This is a genomic window from Tenacibaculum mesophilum, from assembly GCF_003867075.1.
Taxonomy (GTDB): domain Bacteria; phylum Bacteroidota; class Bacteroidia; order Flavobacteriales; family Flavobacteriaceae; genus Polaribacter; species Polaribacter mesophilus.
Genome location: NZ_CP032544.1, coordinates 2813488 through 2831366 on the forward strand (window position 1 = coordinate 2813488; position 17879 = coordinate 2831366).

The window sequence follows — 17879 nt, forward strand, 5'->3', positions numbered from 1 at the left end:
ATTTTTTTAAAACTCAGCGTTTTGTGGTGTTCTTGGAAAAGGAATAACGTCACGAATATTGCTCATTCCAGTTGCAAATAAAACTAAACGTTCAAAACCTAAACCAAATCCAGAGTGTACAGCTGTACCAAATTTACGAGTGTCTAAGTACCACCATAATTCTTCTTCAGGAATATTTAGTTCAGCCATTTTTTCTTTTAAAACGTCTAAGCGTTCTTCTCTTTCAGAACCTCCTACCATTTCTCCAATTCCAGGGAATAAAACATCCATAGCACGTACTGTTTTACCATCTTCATTTAAACGCATGTAAAATGCTTTTATATTTGCTGGATAATCGAATAAAATTACAGGGCATTTAAAGTGTTTTTCTACTAAATAACGCTCGTGTTCTGATTGTAAATCAACACCCCACTCGTTAACAGGAAATTGAAATTTCTTCTTCTTGTTAGGCTTAGAATTTCTTAAAATATCTATTGCTTCTGTATAGCTTACACGCTTAAAGTTATTGTCTACAACAAATTTTAATTTTTCTATTAAGCCCATTTCACTACGTTGCGCTTGAGGTTTCGTTTTTTCCTCTTGCGCTAAGCGATTGTCTAAGAAAGCCAAATCATCTTTACAGTTGTCTAATACATATTGTAATACATACTTAATAAAGTCTTCAGAAAGATCCATGTTAGCATCTAAATCGTTAAAAGCCACCTCTGGTTCAATCATCCAAAATTCTGCTAAATGACGTGTAGTATTAGAGTTCTCAGCTCTAAAAGTAGGCCCGAAAGTATATATTTTACCTAATGCCATCGCATAGGTTTCACCTTCTAATTGACCAGAAACTGTTAGGTTAGTTTCTTTTCCAAAGAAATCTTTAGAATAATCAATTTTACCTTCTTCGTTTACAGGAGCTTTGTTTGCTTCAAACTGAGTTACTTTAAACATTTCTCCAGCGCCTTCAGCATCAGAACCTGTAATAATTGGAGTATTTACATAGTAAAACCCGTTTTGTTGGAAGTACTGATGTACTGCAAATGATAATGCAGAACGTAAACGCATTACAGCACTAAAAGTGTTAGTTCTTACGCGTAAATGAGCATTTTCACGTAAAAACTCTAAACTGTGTTTTTTGGGCTGAATTGGATATTCATCAGGATTTGAATCTCCTAAGATTTCCAAATTGTTTACCTGAATTTCTACTGTTTGTCCTCTACCTTGACTTTCAACCAAAGTACCTTGAATGCTTACAGCTGCTCCAGTATTTATTCTTTTTAATAAAGTTTCGTCGGTATTTTCAAAATCTACAACACACTGAATATTATTAATAGTAGAACCATCATTTAAAGCAATAAAACGATTGCTTCTAAAAGTTCTTACCCACCCTTTTACGTGTACTTCTTGTAAAAATTTGTCAGATTGTAATAAATCTTTAACGCTACTTCTTTTCATGTCTTTATATCTTCAATAAAATCAAGCAAAGATACTTTTTTGCTGTTAATTAGCAACAAAGAGACCCAAGAATAAAGAGTTAACTTTTATAAGTTAGCTTTAATAAAAAAACAACCATATTTATTTAAAATGGTTGTTTTTGAATATTTACTTGTCTTCTTTTGGAGGTAGTATTTTAAATTTAGTTTCTTTTAAAACTTTCTTATTAGCTATTCTTTTCTCAAAAGAAAGTAGAAGAGAAGGTAATAATAGTAAGTTTGAAACCATAGCTAATAATAATGTAATTGAAACTAGACCTCCTAATGCAATAGTACCTCCAAAACTTGAAACAGTAAATACTAAAAAACCGAAGAAAAGGACTATTGAAGTATAGAACATACTTACTCCAGTTTCTCTTAATGCTGAATAAACAGCAGGTTTTATTTTCCAGTTATTGGCCAGCAACTCTTGTCTATATTTAGCTAAGAAGTGAATAGTATCATCTACTGAAATACCGAAAGCAATACTAAAAACTAAAATTGTTGAAGGTTTAATAGGTATATCAAAGAATCCCATCAATCCACCAGTAATTAATAAAGGAAGCATGTTAGGAATTAATGATATTAATATCATTTGAGGTGAACGGAACATCCACGCCATAAAAATAGATATTAATATAATAGCTAATGATAGTGAAATAACTAAGTTTTTAATTAAATAGTTGGTTCCTTTTAAAAACACTAATGCTTTCCCTGTTAATGAAACATCAAATTTTTCATCAGGAAATTGCTTATTGATTACAGCTTGTAGTCGTTCTTGGATAATATCCATTTTATCAGTACCAATATCTTTCATAAAAGTGGTAATACGTGCATAACGACCAGTACTATCCACAAAATTTTTTAGCATTCCAGAGTTACTATCTGAGTTTTTAGTATACGAAAAAATGTAGCTTTTTTCTTGACTTGTTGGAAGTTGATAGTATTTAGGATTTCCGTTATAGTAGGCTTGCTTAGAGTATTTTACAAGATTGGTTATAGATATAGGTTTGGATAATTCAGGGAAAGTTTCAATAGTTTCATTGAGTTTTTCCATCTTTTTTAAAGTAGAAAGCTTCATAACACCTTTTTCTTTTTTGGTGTCAATTAAAATTTCAAGAGGCATAATTCCCCCAAACTCATATTCAAAAAACTTAATATCTTTATAAAACTGTTTTCCTTTAGGCATATCTTCAATTAAACTACCTGATACACGAATCATGTAAAGGCCAATCATACTTAAAATTATTATGGAAACAGTAGTGATATAAATGGCAATTCGTTGTTTTTTTACCATACGTTCCATCCAAGAAACAACATTTCCCATCCATTTTTTTTCTAAATGGTTCAAATGTTTCTGCTCTGGAAGAGGCATAAAACTATATATAATTGGAATGATTAATAATGCTAGAATAAAAATACTGATGATGTTTACAGAGGCTAAAACACCAAACTCTCGCATTAGTCTACTTTTAACAAATATAAAAGTGGCAAAACCAGAAGCGGTAGTAATATTGGTCATTAATGTAGCATTTCCAACTTTTGAAATTACACGTTGTAAAGATTTTGCTTGGTTTCCGTGTTTCTTTACTTCCTGCTGATATTTATTAATTAGAAAAACTGCATTGGGTACACCAATTACAATAATTAATGGTGGAATTAGAGCAGATAATACTGTAATCTCATAGCGGAATAATCCCATAAACCCAAAAGCCCATGTAACTCCAATGCTAACTACAAGTAGTGTAATAAAAGTGGCTCTAAATGAACGAAAAAAGAAGAAAAAGATAATGGCTGTTATTAATAATGCACCAATTACAAAAATTCCCATTTCGTCAGTTATATTCTGAGAGTTTAAGGTTCTAATGTAGGGCATACCAGAAACACGAACATCAATATTATGATCTTTTTCAAAAGAGTTTATAGTTGGAATTAGAATGTCGAACACAAAATCTCTACGAATAGGGGTGTTTACAATATCTTTGTTTAAATAAATTGCTGTTTGTAAAGTGCCTTTATCGTTGTATAATAGGTTGTTATAAAAAGGTAGCTTCTCAAAAAGTTGTTTTTTTATATTTTTTATTTCTTCATCAGTCGAAGGAGCTTGTTCAAAAAGTGGTTCAACAACAAATTTTCTTTGTTTTCTATCTGCTTTTAACTGCTGAACATCAGCAATAGAAACAGTAAAATCCACTTGTGTTAAACTATCTAAATCTTTAACAAGTTTATTCCAAGCATTGAATTTTTGAGGAGTAAATATTGTAGAATCTTTTACTCCTAATATAATGAGGTTGCCTTCTTCTCCAAAAATTTCTAAAAACTTATTGTATTCTATATTAACCTCATGGTCTGTAGGAAGTAAATTGGCTTCTGTATAGGAGAAGCGCATATGTTTCATTTGAGTGACTAAAAGCCCTGTAATTATAGCAATAGTAATTAAAACTAAGTAACGATTTCGCAATAAGAAGCCTGCGATTTTAGTCCAAAAAGTCATCCAAAAAAAATTTCAGCAAAGTTATGCTAAATGAATTAATTAAACGAAAAAAAGAGCATCATATGATGCTCTTTTTTAACTATTTCTTAAAAGAAATTATACAGTCATAATTTCTTTTTCTTTAACAGTATACTTTTCGTCGATTATTTTTACGTAATCGTCAGTTAATTTCTGAACATCAGCTTCAGCATTTTTCTTCATATCGTCAGAAATATCAACTTTTTTAATTTCATTGTTTGCGTCTTTACGAGCATTACGAACACCTACTTTAGCGTGTTCAGCTTCAGCTTTTGCTTGTTTAGCTAATCCTTTACGACGCTCTTCTGTTAATGGTGGAACATTAATTATAATATTTTCTCCATTATTCATTGGGTTAAAACCGATGTTAGCAAGCATTATTGCTTTTTCGATTTCTTGTAACATGTTTTTTTCCCATGGTTGAACTGATATGGTTCTAGCATCAGGAGTGTTTACGTTTGCCACTTGTGATAATGGTGTCTGAGAACCGTAGTAATCTACCATAATCGTACTTAACATAGCAGGAGTAGCTCTACCTGCTCTAATACCTGCTAATTCTTTTTCTAAGTGGCTAATAGCTTTATCCATTGCCTCTTTAGTCGAATCTAAAATAAAATCAATCTCTTCGTTCATTTTGTTCGTATTTAAAACCTCAAATAGGTTGAGGATAATTTTTCGGTTTATTCGTTGTCAACTATTGTTCCAATATTTTCTCCAGAAACAAGTTTTAGAAGGTTTCCTTGTGTGTTCATGTCAAAAACAATAATTGGTAATTTGTTTTCTTCGCTCAAGGTAAAGGCTGTCATATCCATTACTTTTAAGCCTTTTTCAATAACATCTTTAAATGTAATGTTTTCATACTTAACAGCATCTTTATCTTTTTCTGGATCTGCTGTATAAATACCATCAACACGTGTACCTTTTAAAATGGCGTCTGCATTTATTTCAATAGCCCTTAAAACAGCTGCAGTGTCGGTTGTAAAATACGGATTTCCTGTTCCTCCACCAAAAATTACTACGCGTCCTTTCTCTAAGTGTCGATTAGCTCGACGCTTAATATATGGTTCTGCAATTTCTTTAATTTCAATAGCAGTTTGTAAACGAGTGTGAATTCCTTGGTCTTCTAAGGCACTTTGTAAAGCTAAGCCATTAATACAAGTAGCTAACATTCCCATATGGTCACCTTGTACACGGTCCATACCTTGGCTAGCACCAGCAACTCCTCTAAAAATATTTCCACCACCAATTACAATGGCTACTTCTACACCCTTATCTATAACTTGTTTTATCTCTTGGGCATACTCTTTAAGTCTGTTTGGGTCAATTCCATATTGACGCTCACCCATTAGTGCCTCACCACTTAATTTTAAAAGAATTCTTTTGTATTGCATTTGTTTTGTTGAAAGTTGTGCAAAGCTACATATTTTTTTTATTCTAATTTTAACACATAAAAAAAAACCATCCAAAAATGGATGGTTTCATATAAAATTGTCGTTGAGAATTATCCTAAAGTAACCCTTACGAAGTTTTTAACTTCAACATCACCGTAAGAAGAAACGTATTCTGCAACAGTTTTCTTTTCGTCTTTAATAAACTTTTGATCTAATAAACATTGTTCTTGATCTAAAGTAGTATTGTCAGAGATAAATCTTTCCATTTTACCTGGTAAGATTTTGTCCCAGATTTGTTCTGGTTTACCTTCAGCTTTTAATTGCTCTTTAGCTTCTCCTTCAGCTTTCGCTAAAGCTTCATCAGTTAATTGTAAACGAGAAACAAATTGAGGAACGTTCTTTAAAGTTTTACCTAAACGCACTAATTCTTCGTTGTCTTTTTTAATCGCAGCAATTCTAGCTTCAGTTTCAGAAGCTACATAAGCAGGATCAAAATCTTTGTAAGATAAAGAAGTTGCACCCATTGAAGCAGCTTGCATAGCTAAGTCTTTAGTTAACTCAGCAGCATTATCTACAGCAGCAGTTAAACCTACCATTGCAGCAATTTTACCAACGTGAGTGTAAGCTCCTACGTATGGTGCTTCAATTCTTTCGAAAGCAGTGATATCGATTTTTTCACCGATAACTCCTGTTTGCTCGATTAATTTTTCAGCAACAGTTACACCACCAAAATCAGCAGCTAAGAACTCTTCTTTTGTTTTGTGGTTAAAAGCGATGTCAACAAATTCTTGCGCTAATGCTTTGAATGAATCGTTTTTAGCTACGAAATCTGTTTCACATGCTAATACGATAGCAACACCGTATGTGTTGTCATCGCTAATTTTAGTGATTGCCACACCTTCAGTAGACTCACGATCTGCTCTTTTAGCAGCAATCTTTTGTCCTTTTTTACGTAAAATTTCAATAGCTTTATCAAAATCACCTTCAGCTTCTACTAATGCTTTTTTACAATCCATCATACCAGCTCCGGTAGTTTCTCTTAATTTCTTTACGTCTGCAGCGCTAATTTTTACTGACATTTCTATCGTTATTTTTTAGTTGTAAATATATTGTTGTACAAAGTTGTAAAAATTTAAAGGTTCCAATGTAATGAAACCTTTAAATTAAAAAATTATTTTGCTTCTTCTTTTGCTGGAGCGTCAGCTGTTTTTTCAGCTTTAGCTTTTTCCTTATCAGCTTTTCTTTCTGTTAAGCCTTCAGCAATTGCATCAGTTACATACGATAATACTTTATCGATAGATTTAGAAGCATCATCATTTGCAGGAATTACAAAGTCGATTGGTCTTGGATCCGAGTTTGTATCAACCATTGCAAAGATTGGAATGTTTAATTTTTGTGCTTCAGCAACAGCAATGTGTTCTTTCTTTACATCAATTACAAATAAAGCTCCTGGTAAACGAGTCATATCAGAAATTGAACCTAAGTTCTTTTCTAATTTTTCACGTTGACGAGTAATTTGTAATTTTTCTCTTTTAGATAATGCATCAAAAGAACCATCAGTCTTCATTCTATCAATAGAAGTCATTTTCTTAACGGCTTTACGGATAGTAACGAAGTTTGTTAACATACCACCTGGCCAACGCTCAGTAATGTAAGGCATGTTTACAGCTTTAGCTTTTTCAGCAACGATATCTTTAGCTTGCTTTTTAGTAGCAACGAATAAGATTTTACGTCCTGAGTTAGCTATTTTTTGTAACGCAGTAGAAGCCTCGTCAATTTTAGCTGAAGTTTTGTACAAATCGATGATGTGAACACCATTACGCTCTGTATAAATGTATGGAGCCATGTTAGGGTTCCACTTTCTAGTTAAGTGTCCAAAGTGAACACCACTTTCTAATAATTCTTGAATGTTTGCCATTTTAATAAATGTGTTTACGTTCTGTTTTCGCAATATTTCAGTAGTTATTAAGTCTGAAATATTTAGATACTAAACTGTTAAAAATTGATTTATAAATAACAGTCTCGAAACATTTAAATACTGAAACAAGTTCAGTAAAATATTAACGTTTAGAGAACTGGAATTTCTTACGTGCTTTCTTCTGACCGAATTTTTTACGTTCAACCATTCTTGGATCACGAGTTAATAATCCTTCTGGTTTTAATACAGCTTTGTTTTCTTCGTTAATAGCTACTAATGCTCTAGTAATTGCTAAACGAATAGCTTCAGCTTGACCAGTAACACCACCACCGTATACGTTTACTTTTACATCGTAAGCCTCTAAGTTTTCAGTTAACATTAAAGGTTGTTGAACTTTGTATTGTAAAGTTGGTGTAGTGAAATAGTTTTTAAACTCTCTTTTGTTGATAGTGATGTTTCCACTTCCTTGAGAAACATAAACACGAGCAACAGCTGTTTTTCTTCTACCTATTTTGTGTACAGTTTCCATAATTATTTAAGATCGTTAAGGTTAATAGTTTTAGGTTTTTGAGCTTCTTGACCATGCTCTGTACCTGCGTAAACATATAAGTTTTTGTATAACGCGCTACCTAAACGGTTTTTAGGTAACATACCTTTAACTGCTTTTTCGATTAATCTTGTAGGATCTTTTTCGAACATTTCTGAAGCAGTTAATGATCTTTGGCCTCCTGGATAACCTGTGTGACGAATGTAAGACTTGTCTGTCCACTTTTTACCAGTTAGGTTAATTTTTTCAGCGTTGATAATAACAACGTTGTCTCCACAATCTACGTGAGGAGTATAATTTGGCTTGTACTTACCTCTAATAAGTTTTGCAACTTTAGAAGCTAGACGACCCAATGTTTGCCCGTCCGCATCAACTAAAACCCACTCTTTGTTTACGGTAGCCTTATTAGCTGATACTGTTTTGTAACTTAATGTGTTCATAATTACACGATTAGTTTTTGTTTATTAATAATTAAATTTTATCCTTTAAAAAGGTCTGCAAATGTACGATTAATTATTTGATTGACAAATAGCGTGTTAGTTTAATTTACAACTAGCTTGTTTTACCAAGAAAAATACCCTTAAACTGTGTTTAACAGTTTAAGGGTATTTTTATAATGAGGTTGTTTTTTATCGGTTAAATTAATAGGGTTAAAAACCTTCACTACCTCCATCAAAGTCACCATTTTGTTCTGGACGATCTCTTTTTTTCTTTTGGTTAAAACGATAGGTAAAGCTTAATGTTATTTGACGCTCACGCCATTGGAAAGAACCGTCGTTAATAGTGTTAAGTAATCCCTCATCATCATATAGAAAAGTAGTGCTTTCTCGCTTACGAGTGTTAAATAAATCGCTCACATTTAATACCAATGAAGCTTTTTCTTTAAACAAGTCTTTACTCAGGGCAAGGTTAGCAGAAAACATTCCTTTTCTATTATCTTGAGCTGTTGCTTGTGCTCCACGATACATTAAGCGTGTTTGCCATTGTAGTTTCCAAGGTAAGGTAATCCTTGAGTTAAAACGTGCAAACCAGCTACTTTCATTTACCTCGTCTAAAGGGGTTGTTACTTGGTCTCCATTAGCAGCGGTATATACGTATGTAAAAGCATCTGTATTAAATTTAAAGTAATTAAATGAAGCTGATAATCGTACCTTTTTAGTAGGATTATAGTTAGTTGTAAATTCAAATCCATAACGACTTTCATTGTTAAGGTTCACTGGTTGTCTAACTGTTACGTTAGTTGTTTCTCCTTCTATAACTCTTTGTTCTAAAATAGATACACCTTGCATAATATCGGTAGAGTATTGATAATATAAAGAAGCTCCTAAGTTTAGCTTACTTATACGTGTGTTATAGCCAAAGTCTACAGAGTTAGTAAAGGTAGGATCTAAGTCAGGGTTTCCTCTAAATACATTGGTTGCAGAACTTCTGGTTTCAAATGGGTTTAGAAACCAATGACGTGGTCTACGTAACCTTCTACTATACCCTAATGAAATGTTATCACTATCATTGATTTCATACCCTAGGTTTACTGTTGGAAACCACTCTGTATAATTCTTTTCTTTAAACTGGTCGGTTGTAAACACTGTTAAATCAATATCAGTAACTTCTGCTCTTAAACCTAACAGGTATGAAAACTTATCAACTTTACTTCCAAACTGAGTATAGAATGCATAAATATTTTGTTTGAATTCAATTGCATTTGAAGGATCGTTAGGCAATGGGTTTCCGAGGGCATCACGTACTCTAAAGTCTGAATTTAAATCTTGTAAGGTGACTTTGTGTCCAGCTTCAAACTGACTTTTTTCTCCAATAGGCAATACATAATCTATTTGAAAAAGGCGATCTTTAGAGGTTGTTGTTTGTCTATTTCGCTCAGAAAGGTTTCTGTCAACAAAAATATCGGCAGGCTCAAATTCATCACTTTCACCGTATTGTAAATCTATAATTAGTTTTTGTCCTTTATCATCAATATTATTTGTATAGTTTAAAGAGTATTGTATATCTGTATTTTCTTCTTTCTCGTTTTCTATTCTTACCTGTTCTTTCGTTATAACTCTATTATTATCAAAAAAAGTAGTATTGTTGGTAGCTACATCATCATCTTTAGAATCTCTATAAAAGAAAGTTCCGGTAATAGAACTTTTATCATTAATGTAGTATTCTAGCCCTAAGGATCCGTTATAGTTATTACTCTTTCTATCAAAAACTCTGTCTTCATCTCTATAACTAGTAATATCACCATCTTTGTTGAAGTTTGTGAAAAAACTATTAGAGTTACCAGGTCCGTTTCTGTAGGAATAAGCTAGGTTTGAAAAGAGATTAAACTTTTTTGTTCTATAATTGAGATTTGGAGAAATACTTACCATATCAGGATTTCCTAAAGTTAGGTTTACAGAGCCATTAAAACCTGTGATTTTTCCTTTCCTAAGAATAATATTTAAAATACCAGCTGTACCTTCAGCGTCGTAACGAGCAGAAGGAGAAGTGATAACTTCTACTTTTTCAATAGCGTCTGCGGGTAAATTTCTAAGAGCGTCTGTTCCTGTTAAGCCTACTAAAGCAGAAGGTTTACCGTCTATTAAAATACGAACATTTTCGTTACCGCGTAGACTAATAGCTCCTTCTGCGTCTACATTAACAGAAGGGACGTTATCTAAAACATCAGATGCATTTCCTCCTTTTACAGTCATATCTTTACCAACGTTGTATATTTTTTTATCTAAACGTATTTCTACTGTCGATTTTTCTGCTATTATTTCAATTTCATCTAATGTCTCTGCGTCTTCGGATAGTAATATATTTCCTAAGTTTTTATTTTGACTTAAATCATGATTTCCTAAACTTTTAGTTTTGAACCCTATAAATTCAACTTTTATATTGTACGTGCCAGATGAAGCATCGATAGAGAAGTTTCCGTTAACGTCTGTAACACCTCCAATAACTTGGTTTGTGTTGGTGTTTGTTAGTACTAAAGTTGCATATTCCAAAGGTTGCTTAGAGTTTGTTTCTAAGACCTTACCCGTTAAAGTGATTTTAGAAGCGATACCTTTTGTAGTACGTTGAGCAACAGCTGTAAAACTAATAAGTAAAATAAAAAGTAGTGTAAGTTTTTTCATCATGTTAATTTATAAAGCTTGTTTGACAACAAATCTGCCTAAAAGTTTAATGGAGGTTAGTTAAAAGAATGTTAAACAAGAAAAGTGCTTATATTTAGATTATCCAACAAAAGTTGTTTTTATAGTATGAGTTTAGGTTTTTATTAGCTTATTTTTCTTGATGCTGAAGAAATTTAATAGAAGAACATTCTTCTATGTGTTTTTGAATACACTTATATCTAAATTCAAATGTGTGTTGTTTTTTAGGTATAAAAATACCCTCAAAATTGTGTTTAACTTTTGAGGGTATTTAATAAAAGTATCTATATAGAATACTATTCTACTTTTTGATCTAATAAATCAAAGAACTGATTTAATCTTGGTAAAATGATGATTTTTGTACGTCTATTTTTGGCTTTGTTAGCAGGACTGTTGTTTTCTACTAAAGGAACATAACTACTTCTACCAGCTGCGATTAATCTTTCAGGAGCAACATTATACTTTCCCTGTAACTCACGAACGATAGCAGTAGAACGTAAAACACTTAATCCCCAGTTATCCTTTAAGGCTGATCCAGCTGAAACAGGAGTGTTGTCTGTATGTCCTTCAACCATTACATCCATTTGAGGCTGTCCGTTAACTACAGTAGCAACTTTTTCTAACACTTTAGAAGCTTTGTCGTTAATAGTGTAACTTCCACTTTTAAATAATAACTTGTCGGAAATTGAAATGAATACAACTGTTTTTTCAACATTTACTTCAATATCTTCGTCATCAATACCGTCTTGTAATTCTCTTTTTAAGTGAAAAGCAACTACTAAGTTTAAAGAATCTTTTTTAGAAGCAGCTTCTCTAATTTTGTTGATGTACTTATCTTTCTTGCTTAATTGAGATAATGTCTCTTTAATGTTATCATTAGCGCCTTTAGTTAAAACTGTTAAGTTTTCAACTTGTTGTAAAGTATTTTCTTTATCTCTCTTTAGTTCTGTTACTCTTGACTCTAAAGAAAATGCTTTGTCTTCACAGTTTTCTTTTTCAACTAAACATTTTGTTAAGTTAGCTTTTACGGCTAGTAACTCTTCTTTTGTTTGTTCGTGTTTAGCTTTTATTGCTTCTAATTCTTTTGTTGAAGCACAAGATGCTAGTAAAATTGAAGCAGTAAGGAATAAAAATATTTTTCTCATTTTATTCTGATTTTTTTAGATGTATTTATTAAAAGTTAAGCAAATTTATAAAAATGAAGACACAAAAAAGAGAATTAACAATCTTTTATGAAGTGTGAATACATTATTTTTGTGACTAAATTTTTTAAAGATGATTAAAAGGATAACGCTTTTAGTAGTTTCATTATTGTTAGTAATAGCTTGTAAGGAAGAAAAAAAAGAAAAGATAACTAAATTACAAGGAGCTGTTTTTGGGACTACATATCATATAACCTATTTGAATAAGGTTGATTATCAAAAACCTATTGATAGTTTGTTTAATTTGGTAAACAAATCATTGTCTACATACATGCCTACTTCTGATATTTCAAAAATTAACCAAGGAGACACCACTGTAATAGTTGATGATATGTTTGTAGAAGTTTTTGAAAAGGCTAAAAGAATTTACAAGAAAACTGATGGTTATTTTGATCCGACGATTGGTAGATTGATAGATGCTTACGGCTTTGGCTCAGGAAAAGAAAAGAAAGATTTGACCTCTGAAGAAATAGCGGCTTTGATGGAGAATGTAGGATTTGATAAAGTTGTGTTAAAAAACAGAAAAGTTCATAGAGATAGTGAAAATATAGAGTTTAATGTTAATGCTTTTGCTAAAGGTTATGGAGTAGATGTTGTTGGGAGGTTTTTAGAGTCGAAAAACATTGATGATTACATAGTAGAAATAGGAGGAGAGATTAGAGCTAGAGGAACGAAAGACGGAAAGCTTTGGAAAGTAGCGATTGAAAAGCCAAATGCTGATGGAACACGTTCTGTTCAAAAAATAATTGAGCTGGATAATGAATCTATGGCAACTTCAGGGAATTATAGAAAGTACAAGTTAAATACTGAAGGAAAAAAGATAGTACACACGGTAAATGCCAAAACAGGACTAGCAGAAGAGAGTAATTTGTTAAGTGTGTCAGTTCGATTAAAAGGTGACTGTGCCGATGTAGATGCTTATGCAACGGCTTTTTTAGCAATGGGTTTAGAAAAAACAAAAGAGTTTCTAAAAGAACATCCAGAGCTTAAAGTGGTGTTGTTATATCATAATGAAGTAGGAGAACTAGCAGAATTCGTAAACTAGTTTTTGTAACATACAGGCAAAATTTCGCCTTTCATTAAAGCAAATCGTTCTAGTTTTTCTGGAGCGATTTTTTTTGTGTAGTCTATTTCATCAACTTTAAATCCTACAGAACGTAGTTTATTAAAATAATCACGACCGTACACACGTACATGGTCGTACTGACCAAATATTTTTGCGCGTTCTTTAGGGTCGGTAATAGAATTATCTTCAAAAGTAACTTCTCTTGATAAATCCTGCGGAATTTGAAAAATACCAAATCCACCAACTTTCATTACTCGATACAATTCTTGCATCGCCTTTGTGTCGTTAAGAATGTGTTCTAATACATGGTTACAAAATACGACATCAAAAGAGTTATCTTTAAAAGGAAGATCGCAAATATCGGCTTTTACATCCGCAATAGGCGATTCTAAATCAGAAGTAGTGTACTCTAGGTTCGCTTGTTTTCTAAAAAGATCTAAAAAACATTGCTCTGGAGCTATATGTAATACTTTTAACTTTTTATCCGAAGAAAAGAAGTTGCTTTCCTCTTGTAAAAAAAGCCACATTAAACGATGTCTTTCTAGTGACAGTGTAGAAGGAGAAAGTGCATTTTTACGTTGAACTCCATATCCGTAAGGTAAAAACTTTTTGAATGATTTTCCGTCAATCGGATCTGTAAAGTTATCTCCTTTTAACCACCAAGTAATAATGGGACGAGCCCAATAACTGGCTTTGATTAATATAGGTCTAGGAATAGTATTAAGTATCGTTTTAAATAAAGACACAAATTATATAACTAATGGTTGTTGTCTAAATTCGTCTTCTTCATTACTTTCGATACCTAAAGCATCGTAAATATACTTAAAGGTAGATAGTAACTCTGGTTTACCATCAACTATGGCTACATCATGTTCAAAGTGTGCTGATGGTTTACCATCTAAAGTGGTAATTGTCCATCCATCAATATGTTGACGGATTTTATGAGTTCCCATATTGGTCATAGGCTCAATAGCAACTACCATACCTTCAATAAATTTTTTACCACGACCTCTACGTCCATAGTTAGGCATTTCTGGATCTTCGTGCATCTTACGACCTAAACCGTGCCCTACCAGTTCACGAACAACACCGTAGCCATGTTTTTCAGTAAAGTTTTGAATAGCAAAACCTACATCACCAACACGATTCCCTACTTTAAGTTCACGAATGCCTACATATAAACTTTCTTTAGTGATATCAAGTAGTTTTTGAGTTTCAGGGGCAATTTCACCTACAGCAAACGTGTAAGCGTGATCTCCGTAAAAATCATTTTTTATAGCACCACAATCAATAGAGATGATGTCACCTTCTTGTAAAGGTGTGTTATTTGGAATTCCATGAACCACTTGTGAGTTTGGGCTCATACAAAGTGTATTAGGGAAATCATATAGACCTAAAAAACCAGGAATAGCTCCTTGCTCACGAATAAAATCTTCAGCAAGTTTATCAAGTTGTAATGTAGTAACACCAGGTTTTACTTCTTTGGCAAGCATACCTAAGGTTTTTGATACTACTAAAGCACTTTCGCGCATTAATTCAATTTCTTCTCTAGTTTTTGGTTTAATCATGGTAAAAATATTGAGGCGCAAATTTACAGTTATTTTAGATATGGATGTTTGTATTCTTGACCAGATAGTATTTTTAAGAAATCTTCTTCAACTGAGCTACCTTCAATAGCGTGTTCTACAAAACGACCAACTTCTTTTCCGTCTTTATAAAAAATGAAGGTTGGAACTCGAATTACATTGAAACCTTCTTCTAAACCATTAGCTTTTTTCTGACGGTTTACTGTAATTAATTCAAGGTTTTTATAATCGAATTCGGCTTCGTCTAAGATTTTATAAAAATTAGGAATCTCTCTTTTACTATCTCCACACCAAGTTCCCATAAAACCTTTTATTTTTATGTCTTTTAAATATGGTTTTAGTTTTTCTACGGTAGCTTTATCTGTTTGGTAATATGAATAAAAATCGTTAAACCACTCACTTCCGTATGGCTCTTGTTGGAAGTCTTTTTTAGTGGCAATACCAACTAAATTTCCATTTTCATTTTTTGTTGCTAGGCTCTTTGGTGTCGATGCACAAGAAATAATAAGTAAGGCTATAAAAAGGTATACGATTTTTTTCATGAAATATATTTTTAAATAAGCGAATGTTGTGTCATTTCTTTAGGTTGTTCAATACCCATTAATTTTAAAATAGTTGGAGCAATGTCGCCTAAAATACCACTTTTTATTGATTTTAACTCCTTGTCAATTAAAATCATAGGGACAGGATTGGTGGTGTGCGCTGTATGTGGTGTTCCATCTGGGTTAATCATTGTTTCACAGTTTCCATGATCTGCAATTAAAATAGTGGTATAGCCATTATTTAACGCAGTTGTTACTACGTCTTCAACACAATTGTCAACTGCTTCACAAGCTTTAACAGCAGCTTCGAAAACACCTGTGTGTCCTACCATATCACCATTAGCAAAGTTTAAACATACAAAATCAACATTACCGCTTTGTAGTTCAGGAACAATAGCGTCGCGAATTTCATAAGCACTCATTTCAGGTTTTAAATCATAGGTAGCTACTTTAGGAGATGGACAAAGCAAACGTTTTTCTCCTGTAAATTCATCTTCTCTTCCACCAGAGAAAAAGAAAGTAACGTGTGGATATTTTTCTGTCTCAGCAATCCTAATTTGACTTTTTCCAGCTGACTCTAATACTTCACCCAAAGTGTTTTCAATGTTCTTTCCATCGTAAATAACATGGGTGTTTTTAAAAGTATCGTCATAGCTTGTCATGGTAACAAAATATAACGGTAGTTTTTTTATGTTGAATTCAGGAAAATCTTTTTGGCTCAAAGCTTCTGTTAATTGACGACCCCTATCTGTTCTAAAATTGAAGAAAATAACAACGTCATCTTCCTTAATTACAGTTTTTGGTTGTTGACTTTCATCAACCATTACTATTGGTTTGATAAACTCATCAGTAACATCTGCATCATAACTTTGTTGAATACTAGCTGGAGCATCCGAAGAAAAAGTTCCTTTTCCGTTTACTAAAGCTTCGTAAGCAAGTTGCACACGTTCCCAACGATTATCACGATCCATTGCATAGTAACGACCAGTAATTGTTGCCAATTCACCCGTAGTTTCTTGCATGTGTTCTTGAATATCGTTGATGAAATACTTTCCTGATTTAGGATCACAATCACGACCGTCAGTAAAAGCGTGTAGGTATACATTATCTAAACCAAAATTGTTAGCTGCAGATAGCAAACCTTTCAGGTGATCAATATGAGAATGAATTCCTCCATTAGAAACCAATCCTAAAAAATGGATATTTTTATTGTTTGTTTTAGCATATTCAAAAGCGTTTAGAAGTTCCTTTTCTTGTGCTAAAGTTCCTTCTTTTACAGCTTTGTTAATTTTGGCTAAATTCTGATATACAATTCTACCAGCACCTAAATTCATATGTCCGACTTCAGAATTTCCCATTTGTCCTACTGGTAAACCAACATGTTCTCCATCGGTTCTTAATTGTGCATGTGGAAATTTATTGTATAACGAATTTATAAATGGAGTTTTTGCGTTGTATATAGCCGATACTTTTGGGTCTTGGGTAATCCCCCATCCATCCAAAATCATTAAAATTACTTTCTTGTTCATGTTACAAATTTACTTCTTTGTATTAAAAGTAAAATCTTTTGGGTTAATAATTATGTCAAAAGAGGTAAAATTGAAAAAGTTATTGAGGTAGTTTTGCTACGTAACTAAAAAAACAATAATATGAATAAAACAATTTTATTAGTAATAGCGATAACGAGTTTTTCAGTTGCGAATGCTCAAGTGGGAGAAGGTACAAATTGGTTGAAATTAGGGATCCATGGAGGTGCTCCTGTTGGTGATGCTTCTGATGTTTCTTCTTTTGTTTTGGGGGTTGATTTGAAATATCAGTTTTTAAATGCAGAAAGTTTTGCTATAGGAGCTTCGACAGGGTATACTCATTATTTTGGGAAAGAAGAAGGTGTTATTGAATTCTCTGATTCAGGACTAATCCCTGTAGCAGGATTGTTTAGGTTTTACCCAACAAAAAACTTCTTTTTAGGAACGGATTTAGGGTATGCTTTTTTTACTGAAGGAAGTGAAACTGGTGGATTTTATTACAGGCCAGAAATAGGGTATCACAACGACGAGTGGAATATTTTCGGGTATTACCAAGGGGTTTCGTCTGATGGTATTTCTCCTTCTTCTGTAGGTGTTGGAATAAATTACAATATTATTCAAGGTAAGTAACAAGAAGATAGGGGATCTGTTATTAACACAAGGTTGGATTTTTTATAAAATTCAACCTTTTTATATTGATTAAACTAATGAGATAATATAAAGTAATGTTAAAAAGGTGGCTATCAAAGCCAGAATGTTTTTTATAAAATTAACTTGTTGTTGTCTTTTTATCTTTAAACGAATGTTTTTAAGCTGCTTTTCATTAGCAGTTTTTTTAAAAAATAATTTGTCGTTTTTTTCTTTTTGAAAACGTTCTAACTTTTCAAAAGCGCTAGTTCTTTTTCTTTTATTGTTTTTTAAACTCGTAATCATTGACGATACTGACCCACTGAAACTCATAGCAACTAATTTAAATATATAATTATTAGTATACT

The 17879-nt window shown here is 32.5% G+C and carries 16 protein-coding genes; 2 read left to right on the forward strand and 14 right to left on the reverse strand.

Annotation, left to right across the window (positions count from 1 at the left end; genetic code table 11):
- Nucleotides 1-6 precede the first annotated feature (6 nt).
- The 10 genes from asnS to D6200_RS12805 form a co-directional block, all read right to left on the reverse strand.
- Complete coding sequence (gene asnS / locus D6200_RS12760; protein WP_073182078.1) at nucleotides 7-1440, reverse strand: asparagine--tRNA ligase; 1434 nt, start codon at nucleotides 1438-1440, stop codon at nucleotides 7-9.
- A gap of 147 nt (nucleotides 1441-1587) precedes the next feature.
- On the reverse strand, nucleotides 1588-3951 hold the full coding sequence (locus tag D6200_RS12765) for an efflux RND transporter permease subunit (RefSeq protein WP_073182076.1): 2364 nt from the start codon (nucleotides 3949-3951) through the stop codon (nucleotides 1588-1590).
- Nucleotides 3952-4047: 96 nt separating this feature from the next.
- Nucleotides 4048-4602, reverse strand: coding sequence for a ribosome recycling factor (frr, locus tag D6200_RS12770; protein ID WP_047789996.1), 555 nt, complete (start codon nucleotides 4600-4602; stop codon nucleotides 4048-4050).
- A gap of 47 nt (nucleotides 4603-4649) precedes the next feature.
- Nucleotides 4650-5360, reverse strand: coding sequence for a UMP kinase (pyrH, locus tag D6200_RS12775; protein ID WP_047789997.1), 711 nt, complete (start codon nucleotides 5358-5360; stop codon nucleotides 4650-4652).
- 110 nt (nucleotides 5361-5470) lie between these two features.
- Nucleotides 5471-6439 (reverse strand): translation elongation factor Ts, encoded by a 969-nt coding sequence (gene tsf / locus D6200_RS12780; RefSeq protein ID WP_047789998.1) that lies wholly within the window; start codon nucleotides 6437-6439, stop codon nucleotides 5471-5473.
- Between the two features lie 92 nt (nucleotides 6440-6531).
- Nucleotides 6532-7278 (reverse strand): 30S ribosomal protein S2, encoded by a 747-nt coding sequence (gene rpsB, locus D6200_RS12785; RefSeq protein ID WP_047789999.1) that lies wholly within the window; start codon nucleotides 7276-7278, stop codon nucleotides 6532-6534.
- 142 nt (nucleotides 7279-7420) lie between these two features.
- Nucleotides 7421-7807, reverse strand: a complete 387-nt coding sequence (gene rpsI / locus D6200_RS12790; protein WP_047790000.1) for a 30S ribosomal protein S9 — start codon at nucleotides 7805-7807, stop codon at nucleotides 7421-7423.
- Between the two features lie 2 nt (nucleotides 7808-7809).
- Nucleotides 7810-8265, reverse strand: coding sequence for a 50S ribosomal protein L13 (gene rplM / locus D6200_RS12795; protein WP_047790001.1), 456 nt, complete (start codon nucleotides 8263-8265; stop codon nucleotides 7810-7812).
- 210 nt (nucleotides 8266-8475) lie between these two features.
- A complete protein-coding gene (locus D6200_RS12800) occupies nucleotides 8476-10944 on the reverse strand; it encodes a TonB-dependent receptor domain-containing protein (RefSeq protein WP_047790051.1) in 2469 nt (822 codons plus the stop codon).
- Nucleotides 10945-11258: 314 nt separating this feature from the next.
- Nucleotides 11259-12107 carry an OmpA/MotB family protein gene (locus tag D6200_RS12805; protein WP_047790002.1) on the reverse strand — a complete coding sequence of 283 codons (849 nt, stop codon included), beginning with the start codon at nucleotides 12105-12107 and terminating at the stop codon, nucleotides 11259-11261.
- A 130-nt stretch (nucleotides 12108-12237) separates the two neighbouring features.
- Here D6200_RS12805 and D6200_RS12810 point away from each other — a divergent pair, with 130 nt between their 5' ends.
- Nucleotides 12238-13209, forward strand: coding sequence for an FAD:protein FMN transferase (locus tag D6200_RS12810; RefSeq protein ID WP_073182074.1), 972 nt, complete (start codon nucleotides 12238-12240; stop codon nucleotides 13207-13209).
- Here the strand turns inward: D6200_RS12810 and D6200_RS12815 are convergent.
- The 4 genes from D6200_RS12815 to gpmI are packed head-to-tail and all read right to left on the reverse strand — an operon-like array spanning nucleotide 13206 to nucleotide 16887.
- Entirely contained in the window at nucleotides 13206-13976 is a 771-nt protein-coding gene (locus tag D6200_RS12815) for a class I SAM-dependent methyltransferase (protein WP_073182072.1), read from the reverse strand. The two genes, D6200_RS12810 and D6200_RS12815, sit on opposite strands and share 4 nt — an antisense overlap.
- A 3-nt stretch (nucleotides 13977-13979) precedes the next feature.
- Entirely contained in the window at nucleotides 13980-14798 is an 819-nt protein-coding gene (map, locus tag D6200_RS12820) for a type I methionyl aminopeptidase (RefSeq protein WP_073182070.1), read from the reverse strand.
- Between the two features lie 29 nt (nucleotides 14799-14827).
- Nucleotides 14828-15358: a thioredoxin family protein gene (locus tag D6200_RS12825; protein WP_073182068.1), complete on the reverse strand. Its 531-nt coding sequence runs from the start codon at nucleotides 15356-15358 to the stop codon at nucleotides 14828-14830.
- 11 nt (nucleotides 15359-15369) lie between these two features.
- A complete protein-coding gene (gene gpmI, locus D6200_RS12830; RefSeq protein WP_073182066.1) occupies nucleotides 15370-16887 on the reverse strand; it encodes a 2,3-bisphosphoglycerate-independent phosphoglycerate mutase in 1518 nt (505 codons plus the stop codon).
- 120 nt (nucleotides 16888-17007) lie between these two features.
- Here gpmI and D6200_RS12835 point away from each other — a divergent pair, with 120 nt between their 5' ends.
- Nucleotides 17008-17514 (forward strand): hypothetical protein, encoded by a 507-nt coding sequence (locus D6200_RS12835; RefSeq protein WP_073182064.1) that lies wholly within the window; start codon nucleotides 17008-17010, stop codon nucleotides 17512-17514.
- Nucleotides 17515-17879 lie beyond the last annotated feature (365 nt).